We start from the raw sequence: 14608 nt of genomic DNA on the forward strand, positions 1-14608 counted from the left end.
TCCTTCGCCGTCCCCCGCCGGTCTCACGTCGAGGTCGGCATGCGCCACGCACCGGTGAGGTCGCCGCGCCACCGTGCCCGGGACGCGGCGACCCCCTCGGCCGGCGTCAGCCGGTGACCGCCACGTCCTCGATCACGGACCCGTCGGACAGCGTGAGGGTGAGGGTGACGTCAGGGGCTGGGTCCTCCAGGCTGACGCCCTCGGGCAGCGGCCAGGAGGCGCTGAAGGCTCCGTCCTCCAGGGTGGCCGGCACGACGAGCCCGTGCGCGTGAACGCTCACCGCCACCACGTTCTCACCAGCCAGGCCCTCGATGGTGCCCACCTCGTGGCCGTCCACGACCCCGCCGCCCTGGGCCACCCGCGCGACCGAGGTCGGCGCCGGGAGGGCGGACGCCGGCCCCGTGCTGTGGTGGGGTGAGACGGTCCCGTCGGTGTAGGTGACGTCAGCCGTCACGTCCAACGGGCCGAGGGTGTCGTCGGGCCCCCACGGGGTGGTCGGCCACCAGGCCACGAACTCGCCGTTGGCGACGGTGGCGTGGATGGCCCGGCCGTCGGCGTGCAGCGTGACCGCCTCGACCTCCGCCCCGACCCGGCCTCGCAGGAAGGCGAAGGCATATCCCGGGCCGCTCTGCATGCCGGGGCCGTCCATCTCCACGTCCCGGGGCCCCAGGGGGGCCAACGGGCCCGGGCCGCCGCCCGTCCCCCCGCGCACCTGGCCGTTCTCGGCCTCCACCAGGCACTCGGCGGTTGACCCGTCGTCGGCGCGCAGCGCCACGAACACATGGCTTCCGCGCTGCTCGGCGAGCCCGACGCGGGCGTGTCCCGCATCCGGCACCTCCCAGGTGCCCATGAAGGCCCGGCAGCCCTCGGTCGCCTTGGCGAGAAGCCCGGGTTCGACGGACGATGGCGTGTCCGTCCAGTCGGCGAACGCGGCGTTCAGGCTCGGGTTCCAGGGCCACACCAGGGCGCCGACGGCCAACACGGACGCCGCCGCGGCCGGCACCAACCAGCGGGCGAGCCGGCGCGGGCGCAGCGGGACGACCCGGGCGCCGTCAGCACCGCCCGTGGCGTCCGTCGCGAGGATGGACGCCAGGAGGGCGTCGGCCCGGGCCTGCTGGTCGGGCGTCAGGGGTGAGGCGGCGTCCAGGCTGCGCAGGGCGTCGTCGACGGGGTCGTGGTGAATGGTGTTCATGGGTGGGCCTCCTCCAGGGGCAGGGTGGTCGGTTCGGCGCCGAGGTGGCGGCGGAGTTGCGCCCGGGCGCGGGAGAGTCGGACGCGGTAGGCGCCCGGTGAGATGTTCAGCACGGCGGCGGCGTGGGTGGACGTCAACTGCTCGAAGACGGCGAGGGCCAGCACTTCCTGATCGGCCTCGGAGAGCTGATGCCAGGCGTTCGCGACGCTGATGCGCGCCACCACGGCGTCCGCGGTGTCGGGGGTGCGGTCGCCGTGCAGCGCGGCGGCGTCCGCGAGGCGGACGGCGAGGGCGTCCGACCGCCGTTCGCCCCGACGGTGGTTGAGCAACTGGTTGCGCGCGATGCCGAACAGCCAGGCGCGGGCGCCGTCGAGGTCGACGGGGAGGTCGGCCACGCGACGCCACGCCACCATGAAGGTGTCGGCGACGACGTCTTCTGCCCGGTCGGGGGTGGTGCGACGCTGCACGAAGCGCAGGACGTCGGGGTGGGCGGCCCGGAACACTCCCCGGAAGCGCTCGGGCTCTGATTGTGCGTTCACACCCTGTTCCTGTCCGGTCGATCCCCAGGTGTTACCGGCGGTGCGCCGCCGGGTGGTGGACAGTGTTTCCCACCCGGGGGGACTTGCGCCCCCAGGCCATCAGTGATGGATTTGTCCGATGCCTCCCGTCGTAGCGCAGGGTCGAGGCGCCCGTGCGCGGCGTGGGGGGCGGGGGTGCCCGTGCAACCGGCGTCACGACGCCGCTCAAAGTTGCCGTTCACCCAACGGAGGGTGAACAGTTGACGAGTGATGCATCCACCCGGGTGCATCGGACACTGGGGGGAGCGAGATGGTCGGCACGGGGTACCTCGTGGGGCGGTTCGACATGGTGAACATCCGCGACCTCGACCTCATCGCCCAGGCGTCGCAGGCCTGCGAGCAGTTGGTGCTGCTCGTTCCCTCTGACGAGTTGTCCCTCGCGATGACGGGACGGCTGCCCGTCGTCCCCGTGAACGAGCGCGTGGCCATCGCTGCGGAATTGCAGGGTGTGGACTCGGTGGTCACCGTGGAGAGCACCTCGCTTGAGCTGGACTCCGACGCCGTCCTCTTCGCCGCGGACGACGAGGTGCTGCCGGCCGGGTGGGACGCCGCACGGCTCAGCGGCATGCGCACCTCGGCCAGCGCCATCCTGCGCCGGTGGCAGGCGCCGGCGGTGAGTGGCGCGGCGTGACCGACGCCCAGCCCGCCCGCTACCGCCTCGGCTATGTGCCAGGGGCGTGGGACATGTTCCACATCGGGCACCTCAACATCATCCGCCGCGCGCGCGAGAACTGCGAGCGCCTCGTCGTTGGTGTCGTCACCGACGAGGCCCTGTTCGCCGCCAAGGGCAAGTACCCCATGGTCCCGCTCGAGGAACGCATGGAGATCGTGCGTGCCCTGGCCATGGTGGACGACGTCGTCGTGGACTTCTCCTCCGACAAGCGCGAGGTGTGGGAGCGCGTCCGCTTCGACGTCCTGTTCAAGGGCGATGACTGGAAGGGCACGCCCAAGGGGGAGCGGCTGGAGGCCGCCATGGAGTCCGTCGGCGTCACGGTGTTCTACTTCCCCTACACCGCCCACACGTCCTCGACGGTGCTCCGCCGGGTGCTGGGCGGCTGACGCTCGACCTCTCGCACGCTGCACAATGGGTGTTGGCGTGCCGGTCCGGACGCCGCACCAGCCGGAGGCGTCCCGACGCGGGGCTGGCGGCGCAGGGCTGACGGTGCAGGATCAATGAGGGGGCAACGGTGATCGTCCACGAGCACAGTGCGGAGGCGGCGGTGGATCCGGCCGTGGTGTGGGATCGGTGGACCCAGGTGGAGCACTGGCCGGTCGACGACCCCCAGGTGGAGCGGGCCACGCTGAACGGCCCCATCGCCGTCGGCGCGGTCGGTCAGGTGAAGCTTGCGGGTGGCCCCCGGGCGACGTTTCGTTTCGCCCAGGTCGACCGGATGGGTGGCCGTTTCGCGATCGAGTGCAAGTTGTTGTTGTGCACCCTCCGCCTCGAGCACGAGCTCGACCGTCCGGACCCCGACGCCCCCGACGTGGAGGGTCAGGACGCGCCGTCCCAGCTGTGCCGCATCACGCATCGCGTCGTCCTGACAGGCCCCCTCGCGCGGCTGTGGAACAGGGTCATCGGCGCCGCCATGGGTCGCGGGCTGCCGACGGTCGTCGCCAACGTCGTGGCCGTCGCGGCCATCTGATCGGCACGCAGGCATTGTGCGGCGGGCGCCGCGTGGGGTAGACACTCCAGTGCCCGCGGCGTCCGCCGGTGCACGGGTGACGAAGGGAGCCAGCCATGACCGAGGCCAACGACGAGCAGCTGCATCGCGCCGACGAGGCGATCGACGAGGCCAAGCAGGCCGGGGACCGCATCGCGGACGCGGCCGTGCCCGAGGATCTCCGCCAGCCCGACTACTTCGGTCACCTCGAGGTGGGCGAGGAGTCGCCCGCGCAGGCGTGGGCCGAGCGCGAGCCCGACGCCACCGACTTCGAGCCGGAGAAGCCCGGCGACAACGCCTGAATCAGCGCGCCTGAATCAGCGCGGCGCCCGGTGAGCGGAGGCCGCGCGGGCGGTCAGCCGCCCGACTTGCGCCGGAACTGACGTTTGCCGCCCTGCTGGCCGTGCGGCCCGCCGGACGCCCGGCCCGGTGACCCGGCCGGACCGCCCGCGCTGCCGTGCTGGGCGTTCTTCTTGGCCTCGAGCGCCGCCTTCATCTGTTCCCGCGGGTCTGGCTGGTCCGCGGCCTCGGAGGGCTGCGCCCGGCCAGTGTCATCGGTGGTGCTCATGGCGCCCACTGTGGCACCTGGGGGGTGCTGGCGTCCAGAGGACGAAGCCCGGGCCGGGGGGCCGTCTAGCATGGGGGGATGCCGTTGCACAGCGCGGGGCTGCTGCCCTTCAACGATGCCGGTGGAGAGGTCAAGGTCTTCATCGTCCACATGGGTGGCCCGTTCTGGGGCCACCGTGACGACGGCGGCTGGTCGCTGGCCAAGGGCATGTACATCCCGGGTGAGGAAACCCCTGAGGACGCCGCGCGGCGCGAGTTCTCCGAGGAGGTCGGCATCCCGGCGCCGGCTGGTGAACTCATCGATCTCGGCGAGGTGCGGCTCAGTTCCGGCAAGCGGGTGCGTGGCTTCGCGGTCGCAGCGGACGCCGGCCTCGCCTTTGTGACGTCCAACACCTTCGAGGTCGAGTGGCCCCGCCGCTCGGGGCGCATGCGCACCTATCCGGAGGTCGACCGGGCGGGCTGGTTCGGCCTCGACGTGGCCCGCACGAAACTCACCGCTGGCCAGGTGCCGCTGATCGACTCCCTCGAGCGCATCATCGGGTGAGGCCATCGAGGCGCCCAGCCAGGCAGTGTGCCGGGGGCTACGCTGGATGCATGACCTCCCCCACTCGTCGCCGTGACTCCGCTTCGTTGCTCACCGCTCTCGCTGCGTCCCTGGCTGCCGGAGCGGCACTGCTGTCCGGCTGTGCGGGTCAGCCTGCGGCCTCCCCGGACGCCGGCGTCACGCCCGCCACCACAGCGCCGGCGTCGGAGCAGCAGGCCCACAACGAGGCCGACGTGATGTTCACCCAGATGATGATCCCGCACCACGAGCAGGCCATCGAGATGAGCGACATCCTGCTCGCCAAGCCCGGCCTGGGCACCGAGATGACCGATCTCGCCACCGCGATCAAGGACGCCCAGCAGCCCGAGATCGACCAGATGCGCGCCTGGCTGGCCGCGTGGGGTGAGCCCGAGGGTGGCGCGCACGCCGGCCACACCGGCATGGACGGCATGGTGTCGGCCGACCAGCTGGACGCCCTCCGCGACGCCGACACCCTCGCCGCGTCCGAGCTGTTCCTGGAGCAGATGATCGGCCACCACGAGGGCGCGGTCGCCATGGCCGAGGAGGAGTTGGCGTCCGGCACCGACCCCGACGTGCGGCAGATGGCCGAGGACGTGATCGCCACGCAGACCCAGGAGATCGAGTTGATGCGCGAGCTCCAGGTCGGGTTCTGAGCCACCCGCCGCCAACACGCGGCCAACACTCGGCCAACACGCCGGCCGGGGGTTCGCAGGGGGGCCGCGTCCGGCTAGGGTCGGGGGCCTATGTCTCGTCCCCCTCGGCGCCACGCGGCGTCCGCCCCTGCGACCGGGGGAGGGGTGCACCCGTGAGCCAGTCCGCCTTCGAACGCCTGAGCCCCGCCTTTCCCCAGCGCGCGCCGTGGGGCACGTCGGCGTCGCTGCGCGCGTGGCAGGCCGAGGCGCTGGAGAAGTACACCGCCGCCGCCCCGCGCGACTTCCTCGCCGTCGCGACCCCCGGCGCGGGCAAGACCACCTTCGCCCTGCGGGTGGCCGCCGAGCTGCTCCAGGAGCGCACGGTGCGCCGCGTCATCGTCGTCGCGCCGACCGAGCACCTCAAGGTGCAGTGGGCGGACGCCGCCGCCAAGGTGGGCATCCAGCTCGACCCGGGCACCGGGGGCCGCACGCGCGGCCGGTCGCGGCAGTACGACGGTGTGGCGGCCACCTACGCGGGGGTGGCGGCGTCCGTGTGGGGCTACCAGGCGATGGCCACCGACATCCCGACGCTGGTGATCCTCGACGAGGTGCACCACGCCGGCGACGCGCTGAGCTGGGGCGAGGCGATCCGCGAGGCGTTCCAGTTCGCGGTGCGGCGGCTGGCGCTGACGGGCACCCCGTTCCGGTCCGACGAGAATCCCATCCCCTTCGTCACCTACGACGAGTCGGAGGCCGGCGTCCGCGTCTCGAAGGCCGACTACACCTACGGCTACGCCGACGCGCTGCGCGACCACGTCGTGCGCCCCGTGGTGTTCATGAACTACGGTGGCCCGATGCGCTGGCGCACCAAGGCCGGCGATGAAATCGAGGCGAACCTCGGCGAGCTCCTGACCAAGGACGTCAGCGCGCAGGCGTGGCGCACCGCGCTCGACCCGAAGGGCGAGTGGATCGCCGCGGTGCTCGGCGCGGCCGATCGGCGGCTGACCGAGGTGCGCCGCCACGTGCCGGACGCCGGCGGCCTCGTCATCGCCACCAACCAGACCGTCGCCCGCGCGTACGCCCGCGTGTTGGAGCAGCACACGGGGGCGCGCCCCACGCTCGTCCTCTCCGACGACACGGGTGCCAGCAAGCGCATCGAGGAGTTCGCCGCGTCCGAGGAGCGCTGGATGGTCGCGGTGCGCATGGTGTCCGAGGGCGTCGACGTGCCGCGCCTGGCGGTGGGGGTGTACGCCACGGCCACGTCCACGCCGCTGTTCTTCGCCCAGGCCGTCGGCCGGTTCGTGCGGACGCGGCGCCGCGGCGAGGTGGCCACCGTGTTTCTGCCGACCGTGCCGATCATCCTCGCCCACGCGTCCGCCCTGGAGCGGCAGCGCGACCACGTGCTCGGCGCGCCCAAGCGCGGTGACGACTGGGCCGAGGACGCCCTCGTCGACGAGGCGAACCGCAGCGAGGCGGCGTCCGACGACCTCATCGGCAGCTTCGAGGCGCTGCGGTCGGACGCGGTGTTCGACCACGTGCTCTTCGACGCCCAGCAATTCGGCATGCACGCGGTGCCCACGTCCGACGACGAGGCCGACTACCTGGGCCTGCCCGGGCTGCTCGAGCCTGACCAGATCGGTCATCTGCTCCGCGAGCGGCAGCGGCGGCAGGTGAACCGCCACGAGCGGGCCGAGCGGCGCGAGCGGGTGACCCCCGAGGTCTCGCTGCACCGGGCGCTGGCCACCAAGCGCAAGGAACTGAACACGCTGGTCGCCCAGTACGCGCGGGTCAAGGGTGTGCCCCACAGCCACATCCACGCCGAGCTGCGCCGCCAGTGCGGCGGTCCCTCGCTCGCGCAGGCCAGCAGCGACCAGGTGGACGCCCGCATCACGATGCTGCGCACCTGGCACGCGCGTCCCTGAACGGCGGCGCTCTAGGCTGGGCTGCATGCCTGTCTTCGAGCACGTGTCGCGCTACCCGCACCCCCGCGCGGAGGTGTTCGCCTGGCACACCCGTCCGGGCGCGTTCGTGCGGCTCACCCCGCCCGGCATGGCGACGCTGCTGCAGGGGCCGAGCGACGGCATCAACGTCGGCTCAAAGATCACGCTGCGCATCTCCCACCCGCTGGTCTCCGGGCTGCTGCCGCAGGTCTCCTGGCGCGGACGCCGCGGCCCGGTGGGCGTGGACTGGCGCGTCCGGCACGTCGAGCTCGAGCCGGGGGTGCGGTTCGTCGACGAGCAGGTGAGCGGGCCCTTCAAGGCGTGGCGCCACGAGCATGAGTTCGCCGACGGGCCCGGCGGGTCGACGGTGATCACCGACCGGGTCACCTGGGAGCTGCCCGTGGTGCCCGACCGGCTGGCCGCCCCGCTGGTCGAGATGCAGCTGGCGGGCCTCTTCGCCTTCCGCGAGCGCCAGCTGCGCGCCGACCTCGCCCTGCATGCCCGCCTGGCCGCCCGCCCGGACGCCGCACCGCTCACGGTCGCCGTCGCAGGTAGCTCGGGCCTGATCGGCACCCAGGTGTGCGCCCTGCTGACCTCCGGTGGGCACACGGTGCGCCGGCTCGTGCGCTCCACCAGCGCGGACGCGGACGCCGTCACCTGGGATCCTGGGGCGGGGCACCTGCCGGCGGACGCCCTGGCCGGGGTGGACGTGGTGGTGAACCTGGCCGGGCACTCGATCGGCGGGCGGTTCACGGAGCGTCACAAGGAGCAGGTGCTGGAGTCACGCTTGCAGGCGACGGGCACGCTGGCCGCTGCGCTGGCGTCCGACCCCGAGGGGAAGCGCCTCGTCCAGGCCAGCGCGATCGGTATCTATGGGGCCCGGCGGCCGGACGAGCTGCTGACGGAGGGCTCCCTGCCCGGCGAGGGGTTCTTGGCCGACGTGGTGCAGCAGTGGGAGGCGGCGGCGCTCCCGGCGGTGGACGCCGGCGTCCGCACGGCGTTCCTGCGGATCGGCATCGTGCTCAGCGAGGGTGGCGGCGCGTTGCTGCCGCAGGTGCCACTGTTCTCGGTGGGCCTCGGCGGCCGCCTGACGCGCCGCGACGCCTGGTTCAGCTGGATCGGGCTGGACGACCTGGCGCGCGCCGTCGTCCACGCCGTGGCGACCCCGGAGCTGACCGGCCCGGTCAACGCGGTGGCCCCGCGCCCGGTGACGCACGGCGAGTTCGCGCAGACGCTGGGCCGGGTGCTGCACCGCCCCGCGATGCTGCCGACGCCGGCGGTGGGGCCGACCGCCGTGCTGGGCGCCGAGGGGTACGACCAGATGATCGACACCGACCAGCGCGTCAGCGCCGGCGTGCTGGCCGACAGCGGGTTCCGGTTCGCCCAGCACACCTTGAGCGATGCGCTGCGGCACGCGTTGATGCGCTGAGGCGTCCGGGTCACCGAACCCGGGGTCAGAGCACCAGTGTGAGGCCTTCGTGGGTGGGGCGGAAGCCCATCGTGGTGTAGAAGCCGTGGACGTGGCTGCGGTCCTTCTCGGTCGCGACCATCAGGACGCGGGCGCCCTCGGTGCGGGCACGCTCCTTGATCCAGCGGAAGACATCGCGCCCAACGGCGACCGAGTCGTCGCCAGCCCGGATGCGCGCACCGTTCACGATGGCGCGCATCGCGCCGCCGCGGGCCATCGTGCTGAGGAACGACAGCTGGAACGTCCCGATCACCCGTTCGGTGTCGTCGAGCACGACGGCCAGCAGCTGGTTCGGGTCGCGATCGATCCGCTCGAACGCCGTGGCGAGCCCGCAGGTCTCATGGGCCTCGCCGAGGATGTCGTCGCTGATCAGGGTCGTGGTGGCGACGTGCTTCGGCGAGGTGGGGTCATCGGCCAGGAGTCGCTCGATGATGTCCACGTCGTCGCGCGTCGCGCGGGCGATCGAGACGTCGTCGAGGTACGCGAGAATCTCCATGCCACGATTGGACCCCTTCGGGCCGCGCCGTGGCAAACCCAGTTGCCGTCAGGCCTGCGGGGCCGGCCCGGAACCCTGGGGCCCATATCCCTGCGGCCCATACCCCTGCGGCCCATACCCCTGTGGCCCGGGCCCCGGGCCGAAGCCCTGCCCGTAGGCGTAGCTCGGCGGCTCGCCCGCGAGCTGGCGGTGGCGGTTGAGATACATCACCGTGATGAAGATGGCCGTGACGGGCTGCAGCACCACCGTGAGCAGGAACTGCAGCAGGCCGGCCACGACCGCGCCGACGATGGCCGCCGCCGAGACGTCATTCCCGGTCTGGGACGCCGCGGTCAGCGGCATCAGCAAGACCTGGAGGAGCATCGAGATGACGTAGCTGGGGATGCTGATCGCCAGACCGATCAGCAGGTAGTAGCCGAGCGTGGGCCAGAAGGCGCCACGCGTCAGCCGCCAGGAGCTGCGGAGCCCGTCGAAGCCGGAGACCTGCTCGATGCCCATGGCAGGGATCAGGTAGAGCCACCGGACGTTGAGAAACACCGCGAGCACGCCCAACGCCAGGAACAGCAGCATGACGAACGCCATGGTGCCCAGCACGGCGACGGCAGCGTCATCGTCCCCGGCGATGCTGGCCTGGATGAGGGGCATCACGATGATGGCGAGGAGTAGCGCGTACAGCGCAAACACGGCGGCGGACAGGGCGAGCAGGAGCAGGACGATCCGCCGCGCGAAACCCCGGGTGCGGTCCATCAGGTCGCGCCACCCCGGCTCGTAGCCGGCGCTGAGGTCGCGGGTCGCCAGCGACGTCATGGCCTGGCAGCGGTACTGGAACAGCATCACGACGAACAGCACGGCGAAGAAGGCCAGACCACCCAGGAGCAGGATCCCGAGGGACGGCCCCGACGCATCGACGCCGGTGGCGGCGAGGGCGGCCGCGACGATGAGCGACACGATGACGAGTGCCACCACCAGCACCGCCATGGGGGCCAGCGCGAGGGAGATGAACAGCCAGAACTTGGCCTTGTAGGTGTGCAAGGTGCCGGTGAAGTGATCGGCGAGCGTCAGGGTGCCCTGCTTGAGGGTCGGGGTGGTCACGGGTTGCTCTTCGGGTAGATCTCACCCGCGATCCTAGGGCTTGGTCAGCCCGAGGCCTTCGCCCGCTGCTGGGCGAGGCGAAACTTGACGACGCGCGTGACGAGCTCCACCGGGATCGGCGCGGAGAGCGGCAGCTGGATGGCACCCTTGCTGTGCTTCAGCCCGAGCTCGGTGCAGGCGTCCGCCACGTGGGCCACCCCGTCGGCCCCGGGATACAGGCCGACGTGGTGCTTGCCGGCCGCGACGTGGACGAGGTTGCCGTGCAGCGTCCAGGTGGGCATGCCCCAGCTGATCTTCGCCCCGGCGTCGGGGGCCAGCGCGCGGACCAGCGCGACAAGCTGGGTGAGGTGGGGTTGGTGGGACGTCTCCTGCGCGGCAACGTAGTCGTCGATGACCGACACCGCGGTCAGCCCAACGGAGCCGGGGTCGGGGCGGGGGTCTCGGCGGACGCCTCGGGCCGCGCTGTGCGGCGTCCGAAAATGAAGCTATGGGACGCTACGACGGCGGGGAGCAGCGCCCAGATGAGGAAGCCGAGCGTCCCGAACCACAGGCCCGCCAGCACGGGCAGGAACCCGCCCGGCTCGAAGGCGACGAGCAGCGTCACGGCGATCAGCGCGAGCAGCGCCCAGAGCAGACCGAAGGTGCGCGGCAACGCCCGCGCCTCACGGGTGCGGGCGAGCAGGACGCCGGCGGTGACCGTGAAGAGGGCCCACGCCAGGCCGATGCCCGCGCCGAGGGAGACCACACCGCTGGGACCGCCCCACAGGACGGTGCCCCACACCAAGCTGCTGAGGACTCCCGCCAGGGCGACGGCGCGGTGGGGCAGTACGTGCTCGAAACCCATGGCGGTGGCCCTTCTGCGGGGAGATGGGGGAAGTCTAACCAGGGCCGGTTGATTGGGGTAGTGCCGGGGGGAAAGGGGATGCCCCCGCCCCGGCTTGGGCCGGGACGGGGGCATCGGTGGTTGGGTCAGCCCTGCAGCTGCAGGACCTGCGCCTCAGCGGCACCCGCGGCGTTGTCGACCACCACGACCATGGAGCCCAGGGGCTGCTGGTCGGCGAGGGCGTCGGCGTCGATCGTGATGGGCAGCGACGAGTTCGAACCGGCCGCGACCGGCTCGTACTGGCCCGTCTCCAGCGCCGGAGCCCACGGGTTGTACCGCGCGCTGCCGTCGAAGGAGTCATTCGCTCCGCTGTCCGTGATGGAGCTCACGTAGGCGGTGTAGGTGAAGTCGCCGTCCTCGGCCGACAGGCCGAGCGAGCTGGCCCGGACGGGGATGAGGACGGTGCTGTTGTCGGTCGGCGACTGGGCGAGGTAGCCCGCGGCGAGCGTCCGCGCGTTGGCCACGTCGCGGATGAACACCTCGTTGCTGCCGTCCACGTTGCCGGTGCGGACCAGGCCGGAGTCGGTGGCGTACACCACGTAGTCGGCCTCGTCGTCCCCGTTGGTGTCGATGATCACCTGGGTGTTGTTGCGGGCCGCGTTGGAGTAGCGATCCCAACTGTTGATGGCGAAGACCAGCAGCTGGTCGTTGCCGTCGGTTTCGAAGGACTGCACACCGGCGGCGCGCACGTCGGTGCCGGGGTGGTCCGCCAGGGTGGCGTCACCTTCGGCGTCCTCGAGACCGGCTTGGTAGATGTCGGCGACGCCCTCGACGGCCCCGCGGTTGCGGAGGTTGATGGACAGGTTGTTCCGGTCCGCGCGGCCCCGGTAGGCGGCCGTGAGGTCGGAGTCGGCGCGGGGCACGAGGAGGTACGGCACCTTGATGGTGTCAGGCCCGGTGAAGACCACGCTGCCCGAGACCTCGTGCATCGCGAAGCCGCCCTCCAGCGCACCGCCGATCGTCTCGACCGGGACGCGCAGGGTCACCTGGACGGTGGCCGTGCGGTTGGCCGGCACGGTGACGCGCTGGCGGTTGACCGAGACCGTCGCCGGCTTGCTCTGCGGCGAGGCCTCGGTGCTGACCGTGTAGGTCACCGGCGCGTTGGTGTGGTTGGTGAGCACCACGCGCTTGACGCCCGTGATGTCACGCTTGGTGGACTCCGCGAAGCCGAAGCTCAGCGACGGCTCACGGTAGACACCGCTGGTCGTCGTGAACTGGTCACCGGAGGCCGTCACGCGGGCGGCCACCACCCCGGCGGGGTCCACGAGGCCGGCGCCACCGAGGGTGAGGCGGTAGTTGGCGATCGCGTCGGCGTCCGCCGTGTTCACCAGGGCGTCCGAGAGGGCCCGGGCGTTCCAGGTCGGGTGTGCCTCGACGGCGAGGGCAGCGACGCCGGCGACGTGCGGAGCCGCCATCGACGTGCCCGACTTGTACGAGAAGCCGTTGCCCGCACCGACCTGGGCCGAGCGGATGGAGACGCCGGGGGCCGTGACGTTCGGCTTGGCACCGGAATCACCGGTGCGCGGGCCGCCCGAGGTGAACGAGCCGTACTCGGAGAACGTCGGGTTGGCCAGGGTGCTGGCCGTCATGGTGACGCTGCCACCCGCGGCGGCGACCAGGCGGTCACCGTCGTCGGTGGGAGCCGTGCCCAGCACGCCGCGCACCCCGAGGAACGGGATGGTGACGGTGTAGGGGGTGCCGTCGTCGGGGTTCTCGACGATCGGGCCCTCATAGGGCGGGAAGGCGGCGGTGTTGTTGACCATGACCGCGGCGACCGCGCCGGCCTGCTGGGCGTAGATGGCACGCGCCACGCGGGCACACGTGCCCCGCTGGCTGACGGCCACCTGGTTGTAGCCCGGCGTGATGCCGTTGCTGGTGTAGGCGTTGACCGAGCACCCGAGGGCCTCGTTCTCGCCGGTGGCCGGGTTGTCCTTCAGCACCACGACGCGCGCCGGGCCGCTCGGCAGGGCGGCGCCGTTGGCGTTGATCGCGTCGATGGAGCTGCCGTCGGGCAGGGTGATCCGCGCGGCGGGGAAGCTCTCGGTGGCGTCGTTGGCGGCGACGCTGATGACGCCGCGTCCGGTGCCCGGGGAACCCGTCAGGTAGGGGTTCGGGCCGGAGTTGCCGGCGGACGCCACGACCACCACGCCCGCGCCCACCGCGTTGGCGGCGGCGACAGCGGAGGGGTCATCGGCGGTGCCGTAGGACGAGCCGAGGGACATGTTGATGACGTCCATGCCGTTGGCGACCGACCAGTCGATGGCCTCGACGGTGACGTCCGTGCTGCCCGAGCAACCGAACACACGCACCGCGTAGAGGTCGACCTCCGGGGCCACGCCCGGGCCGATCAGCCAGTCCTGGTCAGCCGTCGCCGCGTTGTAGGGCCCGGAGTAGGCCTGGCCGTCCGCCGTGACGCCGCCGCCGCCGGTCGACCCGGCGACGTGCGTGCCGTGGCCGTTGCAGTCGAGCGGGTTGGGGTCGGGCTGGGGCACGGAATCCGCCTCGCCGGCGTCGTAGTCGTTGCCCACCAGGTCGATGCCGCCCTTGATGCGGGGGGCGTTCGGGCCGAACAGGGCCGGATCGGCCGGCTCGGTGCTGGTGGCCTCAGCGGCCTCGAAGGCCTCGACCGTGCCGGGGCCGCCGAAGTCGGCGTGGGTGTAGTCGATACCCGTGTCGATGATCGCGACCTTGATGCCCGCGCCGGTGTAGCCCGTGCTCTCCCACACCTCGGGAACCCCGAGGTAGGGGACGCTGATGTGGTTGGTGCGCTCGTGGATCTCGACGGCGTGGATGGCCTTGACGCCCGGCTTCTCAGCCAGCGACGTGAGCTCCTGCTTCGAGACCCGCACCTTGACGCCGTTGTAGGCGTCCTGCATCTGGGCCAGCACCTCGCCGCCCTCGGCCTCGGCGGCGTCCGCCACCGCGGCCTGCTCGCCGCGCAGCTTGGAGCGGACGTTCTCCTTCTGCCGCTCGGAGAGACTGCCCTGCTTGGCCTGGACGACAGCCACCGGATCGGAGGCCATCTCGACGATGACGTCGACCGGCTCGGTGTCGGTGAGCGACGTCGGCATGATGGCGGTGTCGACGAGCCCGGCCTGGGTCTTCTCGAAACGGTCGGCACCGGTCGCCGTCGCCGGGGCGGCGTAGGCGACCATGGGGGTCGCGGCGATCGCCAGCGCGGCGACGCCTGCGATCACTCTGGAGGGGTGTTTCACGGAGATCCCTTTCGGTGGGGGCGGCCCCAGCCCTGGAGCCAAGATGAGGAGAGGCTAAACCGCTCTCAGGGTCCCTGTCGCCCCTTGTCACAAAATCGATACCTTCTTTCTGGCGCCGACACGCACACCCCGGCTCCGAACTCCGGTTCCGGTCGCGGAGTTTGAGCCATGAACCGGAGTTTGAGCGAGATGGCGGGGTGGATCGGCCCTGGGATGGGCGCTGCAGGGGCGACCTGTGGGGGGCTGGTGAGTCGCCGTGTGTGGGGTCGGCTGACGGCGCTCCTTGGGTGCAGGGACGCTCCCCGGACGCGGCGCTGCT

At 72.0% G+C, this 14608-nt stretch carries 16 protein-coding genes; 8 read left to right on the forward strand and 8 right to left on the reverse strand.

Annotated elements, in window-relative coordinates:
- Window positions 1-106: 106 nt before the first annotated feature.
- Both IFY26_RS01390 and IFY26_RS01395 read right to left on the reverse strand, forming a co-directional pair.
- Window positions 107-1192, reverse strand: coding sequence for a hypothetical protein (locus IFY26_RS01390; protein ID WP_232547216.1), 1086 nt, complete (start codon window positions 1190-1192; stop codon window positions 107-109).
- On the reverse strand, window positions 1189-1731 hold the full coding sequence (locus IFY26_RS01395; protein WP_232547217.1) for an RNA polymerase sigma factor: 543 nt from the start codon (window positions 1729-1731) through the stop codon (window positions 1189-1191). Before IFY26_RS01395 ends, IFY26_RS01390 begins: the two co-directional genes overlap by 4 nt.
- Window positions 1732-2020: 289 nt before the next feature.
- On the opposite strand from IFY26_RS01395, the gene IFY26_RS01400 reads away from it, so the two are divergent.
- The 4 genes from IFY26_RS01400 (at window position 2021) to IFY26_RS01415 (ending at window position 3733) form a co-directional block, all read left to right on the forward strand.
- On the forward strand, window positions 2021-2401 hold the full coding sequence (locus IFY26_RS01400) for a nucleotidyl transferase family protein (RefSeq protein ID WP_232547218.1): 381 nt from the start codon (window positions 2021-2023) through the stop codon (window positions 2399-2401).
- Complete coding sequence (locus IFY26_RS01405) at window positions 2398-2829, forward strand: FAD synthase family protein (RefSeq protein ID WP_232547219.1); 432 nt, start codon at window positions 2398-2400, stop codon at window positions 2827-2829. Before IFY26_RS01400 ends, IFY26_RS01405 begins: the two co-directional genes overlap by 4 nt.
- A 128-nt stretch (window positions 2830-2957) precedes the next feature.
- Entirely contained in the window at window positions 2958-3413 is a 456-nt protein-coding gene (locus IFY26_RS01410; protein WP_232547220.1) for an SRPBCC family protein, read from the forward strand.
- Window positions 3414-3508: 95 nt separating this feature from the next.
- Window positions 3509-3733, forward strand: coding sequence for a hypothetical protein (locus IFY26_RS01415; RefSeq protein ID WP_232547221.1), 225 nt, complete (start codon window positions 3509-3511; stop codon window positions 3731-3733).
- 53 nt (window positions 3734-3786) lie between these two features.
- On the opposite strand, the gene IFY26_RS01420 is transcribed toward IFY26_RS01415, so the two are convergent.
- Window positions 3787-3999 (reverse strand): DUF5302 domain-containing protein, encoded by a 213-nt coding sequence (locus IFY26_RS01420; protein ID WP_232547222.1) that lies wholly within the window; start codon window positions 3997-3999, stop codon window positions 3787-3789.
- Between the two features lie 78 nt (window positions 4000-4077).
- On the opposite strand from IFY26_RS01420, the gene IFY26_RS01425 reads away from it, so the two are divergent.
- From IFY26_RS01425 to IFY26_RS01440, 4 genes are all read left to right on the forward strand, one after another.
- On the forward strand, window positions 4078-4542 hold the full coding sequence (locus IFY26_RS01425) for an NUDIX hydrolase (protein ID WP_232547223.1): 465 nt from the start codon (window positions 4078-4080) through the stop codon (window positions 4540-4542).
- Window positions 4543-4592: 50 nt separating this feature from the next.
- Window positions 4593-5216, forward strand: coding sequence for a DUF305 domain-containing protein (locus IFY26_RS01430; protein WP_232547224.1), 624 nt, complete (start codon window positions 4593-4595; stop codon window positions 5214-5216).
- A 152-nt stretch (window positions 5217-5368) separates the two neighbouring features.
- Window positions 5369-7117, forward strand: coding sequence for a DEAD/DEAH box helicase (locus tag IFY26_RS01435; RefSeq protein WP_232547225.1), 1749 nt, complete (start codon window positions 5369-5371; stop codon window positions 7115-7117).
- Between the two features lie 25 nt (window positions 7118-7142).
- Window positions 7143-8564, forward strand: a complete 1422-nt coding sequence (locus tag IFY26_RS01440) for a TIGR01777 family oxidoreductase (RefSeq protein WP_232547226.1) — start codon at window positions 7143-7145, stop codon at window positions 8562-8564.
- 25 nt (window positions 8565-8589) lie between these two features.
- Here the strand turns inward: IFY26_RS01440 and IFY26_RS01445 are convergent, their stop codons facing one another.
- The 5 genes from IFY26_RS01445 to IFY26_RS01465 form a co-directional block, all read right to left on the reverse strand.
- Window positions 8590-9099, reverse strand: coding sequence for a GNAT family N-acetyltransferase (locus IFY26_RS01445; RefSeq protein WP_232547227.1), 510 nt, complete (start codon window positions 9097-9099; stop codon window positions 8590-8592).
- Between the two features lie 48 nt (window positions 9100-9147).
- Window positions 9148-10191: a glycerophosphoryl diester phosphodiesterase membrane domain-containing protein gene (locus tag IFY26_RS18050; protein ID WP_232547228.1), complete on the reverse strand. Its 1044-nt coding sequence runs from the start codon at window positions 10189-10191 to the stop codon at window positions 9148-9150.
- Window positions 10192-10235: 44 nt separating this feature from the next.
- Window positions 10236-10592, reverse strand: coding sequence for an iron chaperone (locus IFY26_RS01455; RefSeq protein ID WP_232547229.1), 357 nt, complete (start codon window positions 10590-10592; stop codon window positions 10236-10238).
- Window positions 10593-10597: 5 nt separating this feature from the next.
- The gene (locus IFY26_RS01460) at window positions 10598-11035 is read right to left on the reverse strand and encodes a hypothetical protein (protein WP_232547230.1); all 438 of its coding nucleotides are present in this window, start codon (window positions 11033-11035) and stop codon (window positions 10598-10600) included.
- 125 nt (window positions 11036-11160) lie between these two features.
- Window positions 11161-14271: a S8 family peptidase gene (locus IFY26_RS01465; protein ID WP_232547231.1), complete on the reverse strand. Its 3111-nt coding sequence runs from the start codon at window positions 14269-14271 to the stop codon at window positions 11161-11163.
- Window positions 14272-14608 lie beyond the last annotated feature (337 nt).

Source organism: Propioniciclava soli (assembly GCF_014858005.1).
In the GTDB taxonomy this organism is placed as follows: domain Bacteria; phylum Actinomycetota; class Actinomycetes; order Propionibacteriales; family Propionibacteriaceae; genus Propioniciclava; species Propioniciclava soli.

Coding starts and splice junctions, on each gene's coding strand:
- IFY26_RS01430 (WP_232547224.1), top strand. CDS start 4,593: ATGACCTCCCCCACTCGTCGCCGTGACTCCGCTTCGTTGCTCACCGCT.
- IFY26_RS01390 (WP_232547216.1), bottom strand. CDS start 1,192: ATGAACACCATTCACCACGACCCCGTCGACGACGCCCTGCGCAGCCTG.
- IFY26_RS01415 (WP_232547221.1), top strand. CDS start 3,509: ATGACCGAGGCCAACGACGAGCAGCTGCATCGCGCCGACGAGGCGATC.
- IFY26_RS01460 (WP_232547230.1), bottom strand. CDS start 11,035: ATGGGTTTCGAGCACGTACTGCCCCACCGCGCCGTCGCCCTGGCGGGA.
- IFY26_RS01425 (WP_232547223.1), top strand. CDS start 4,078: ATGCCGTTGCACAGCGCGGGGCTGCTGCCCTTCAACGATGCCGGTGGA.
- IFY26_RS01445 (WP_232547227.1), bottom strand. CDS start 9,099: ATGGAGATTCTCGCGTACCTCGACGACGTCTCGATCGCCCGCGCGACG.
- IFY26_RS01440 (WP_232547226.1), top strand. CDS start 7,143: ATGCCTGTCTTCGAGCACGTGTCGCGCTACCCGCACCCCCGCGCGGAG.
- IFY26_RS01420 (WP_232547222.1), bottom strand. CDS start 3,999: ATGAGCACCACCGATGACACTGGCCGGGCGCAGCCCTCCGAGGCCGCG.
- IFY26_RS01400 (WP_232547218.1), top strand. CDS start 2,021: ATGGTCGGCACGGGGTACCTCGTGGGGCGGTTCGACATGGTGAACATC.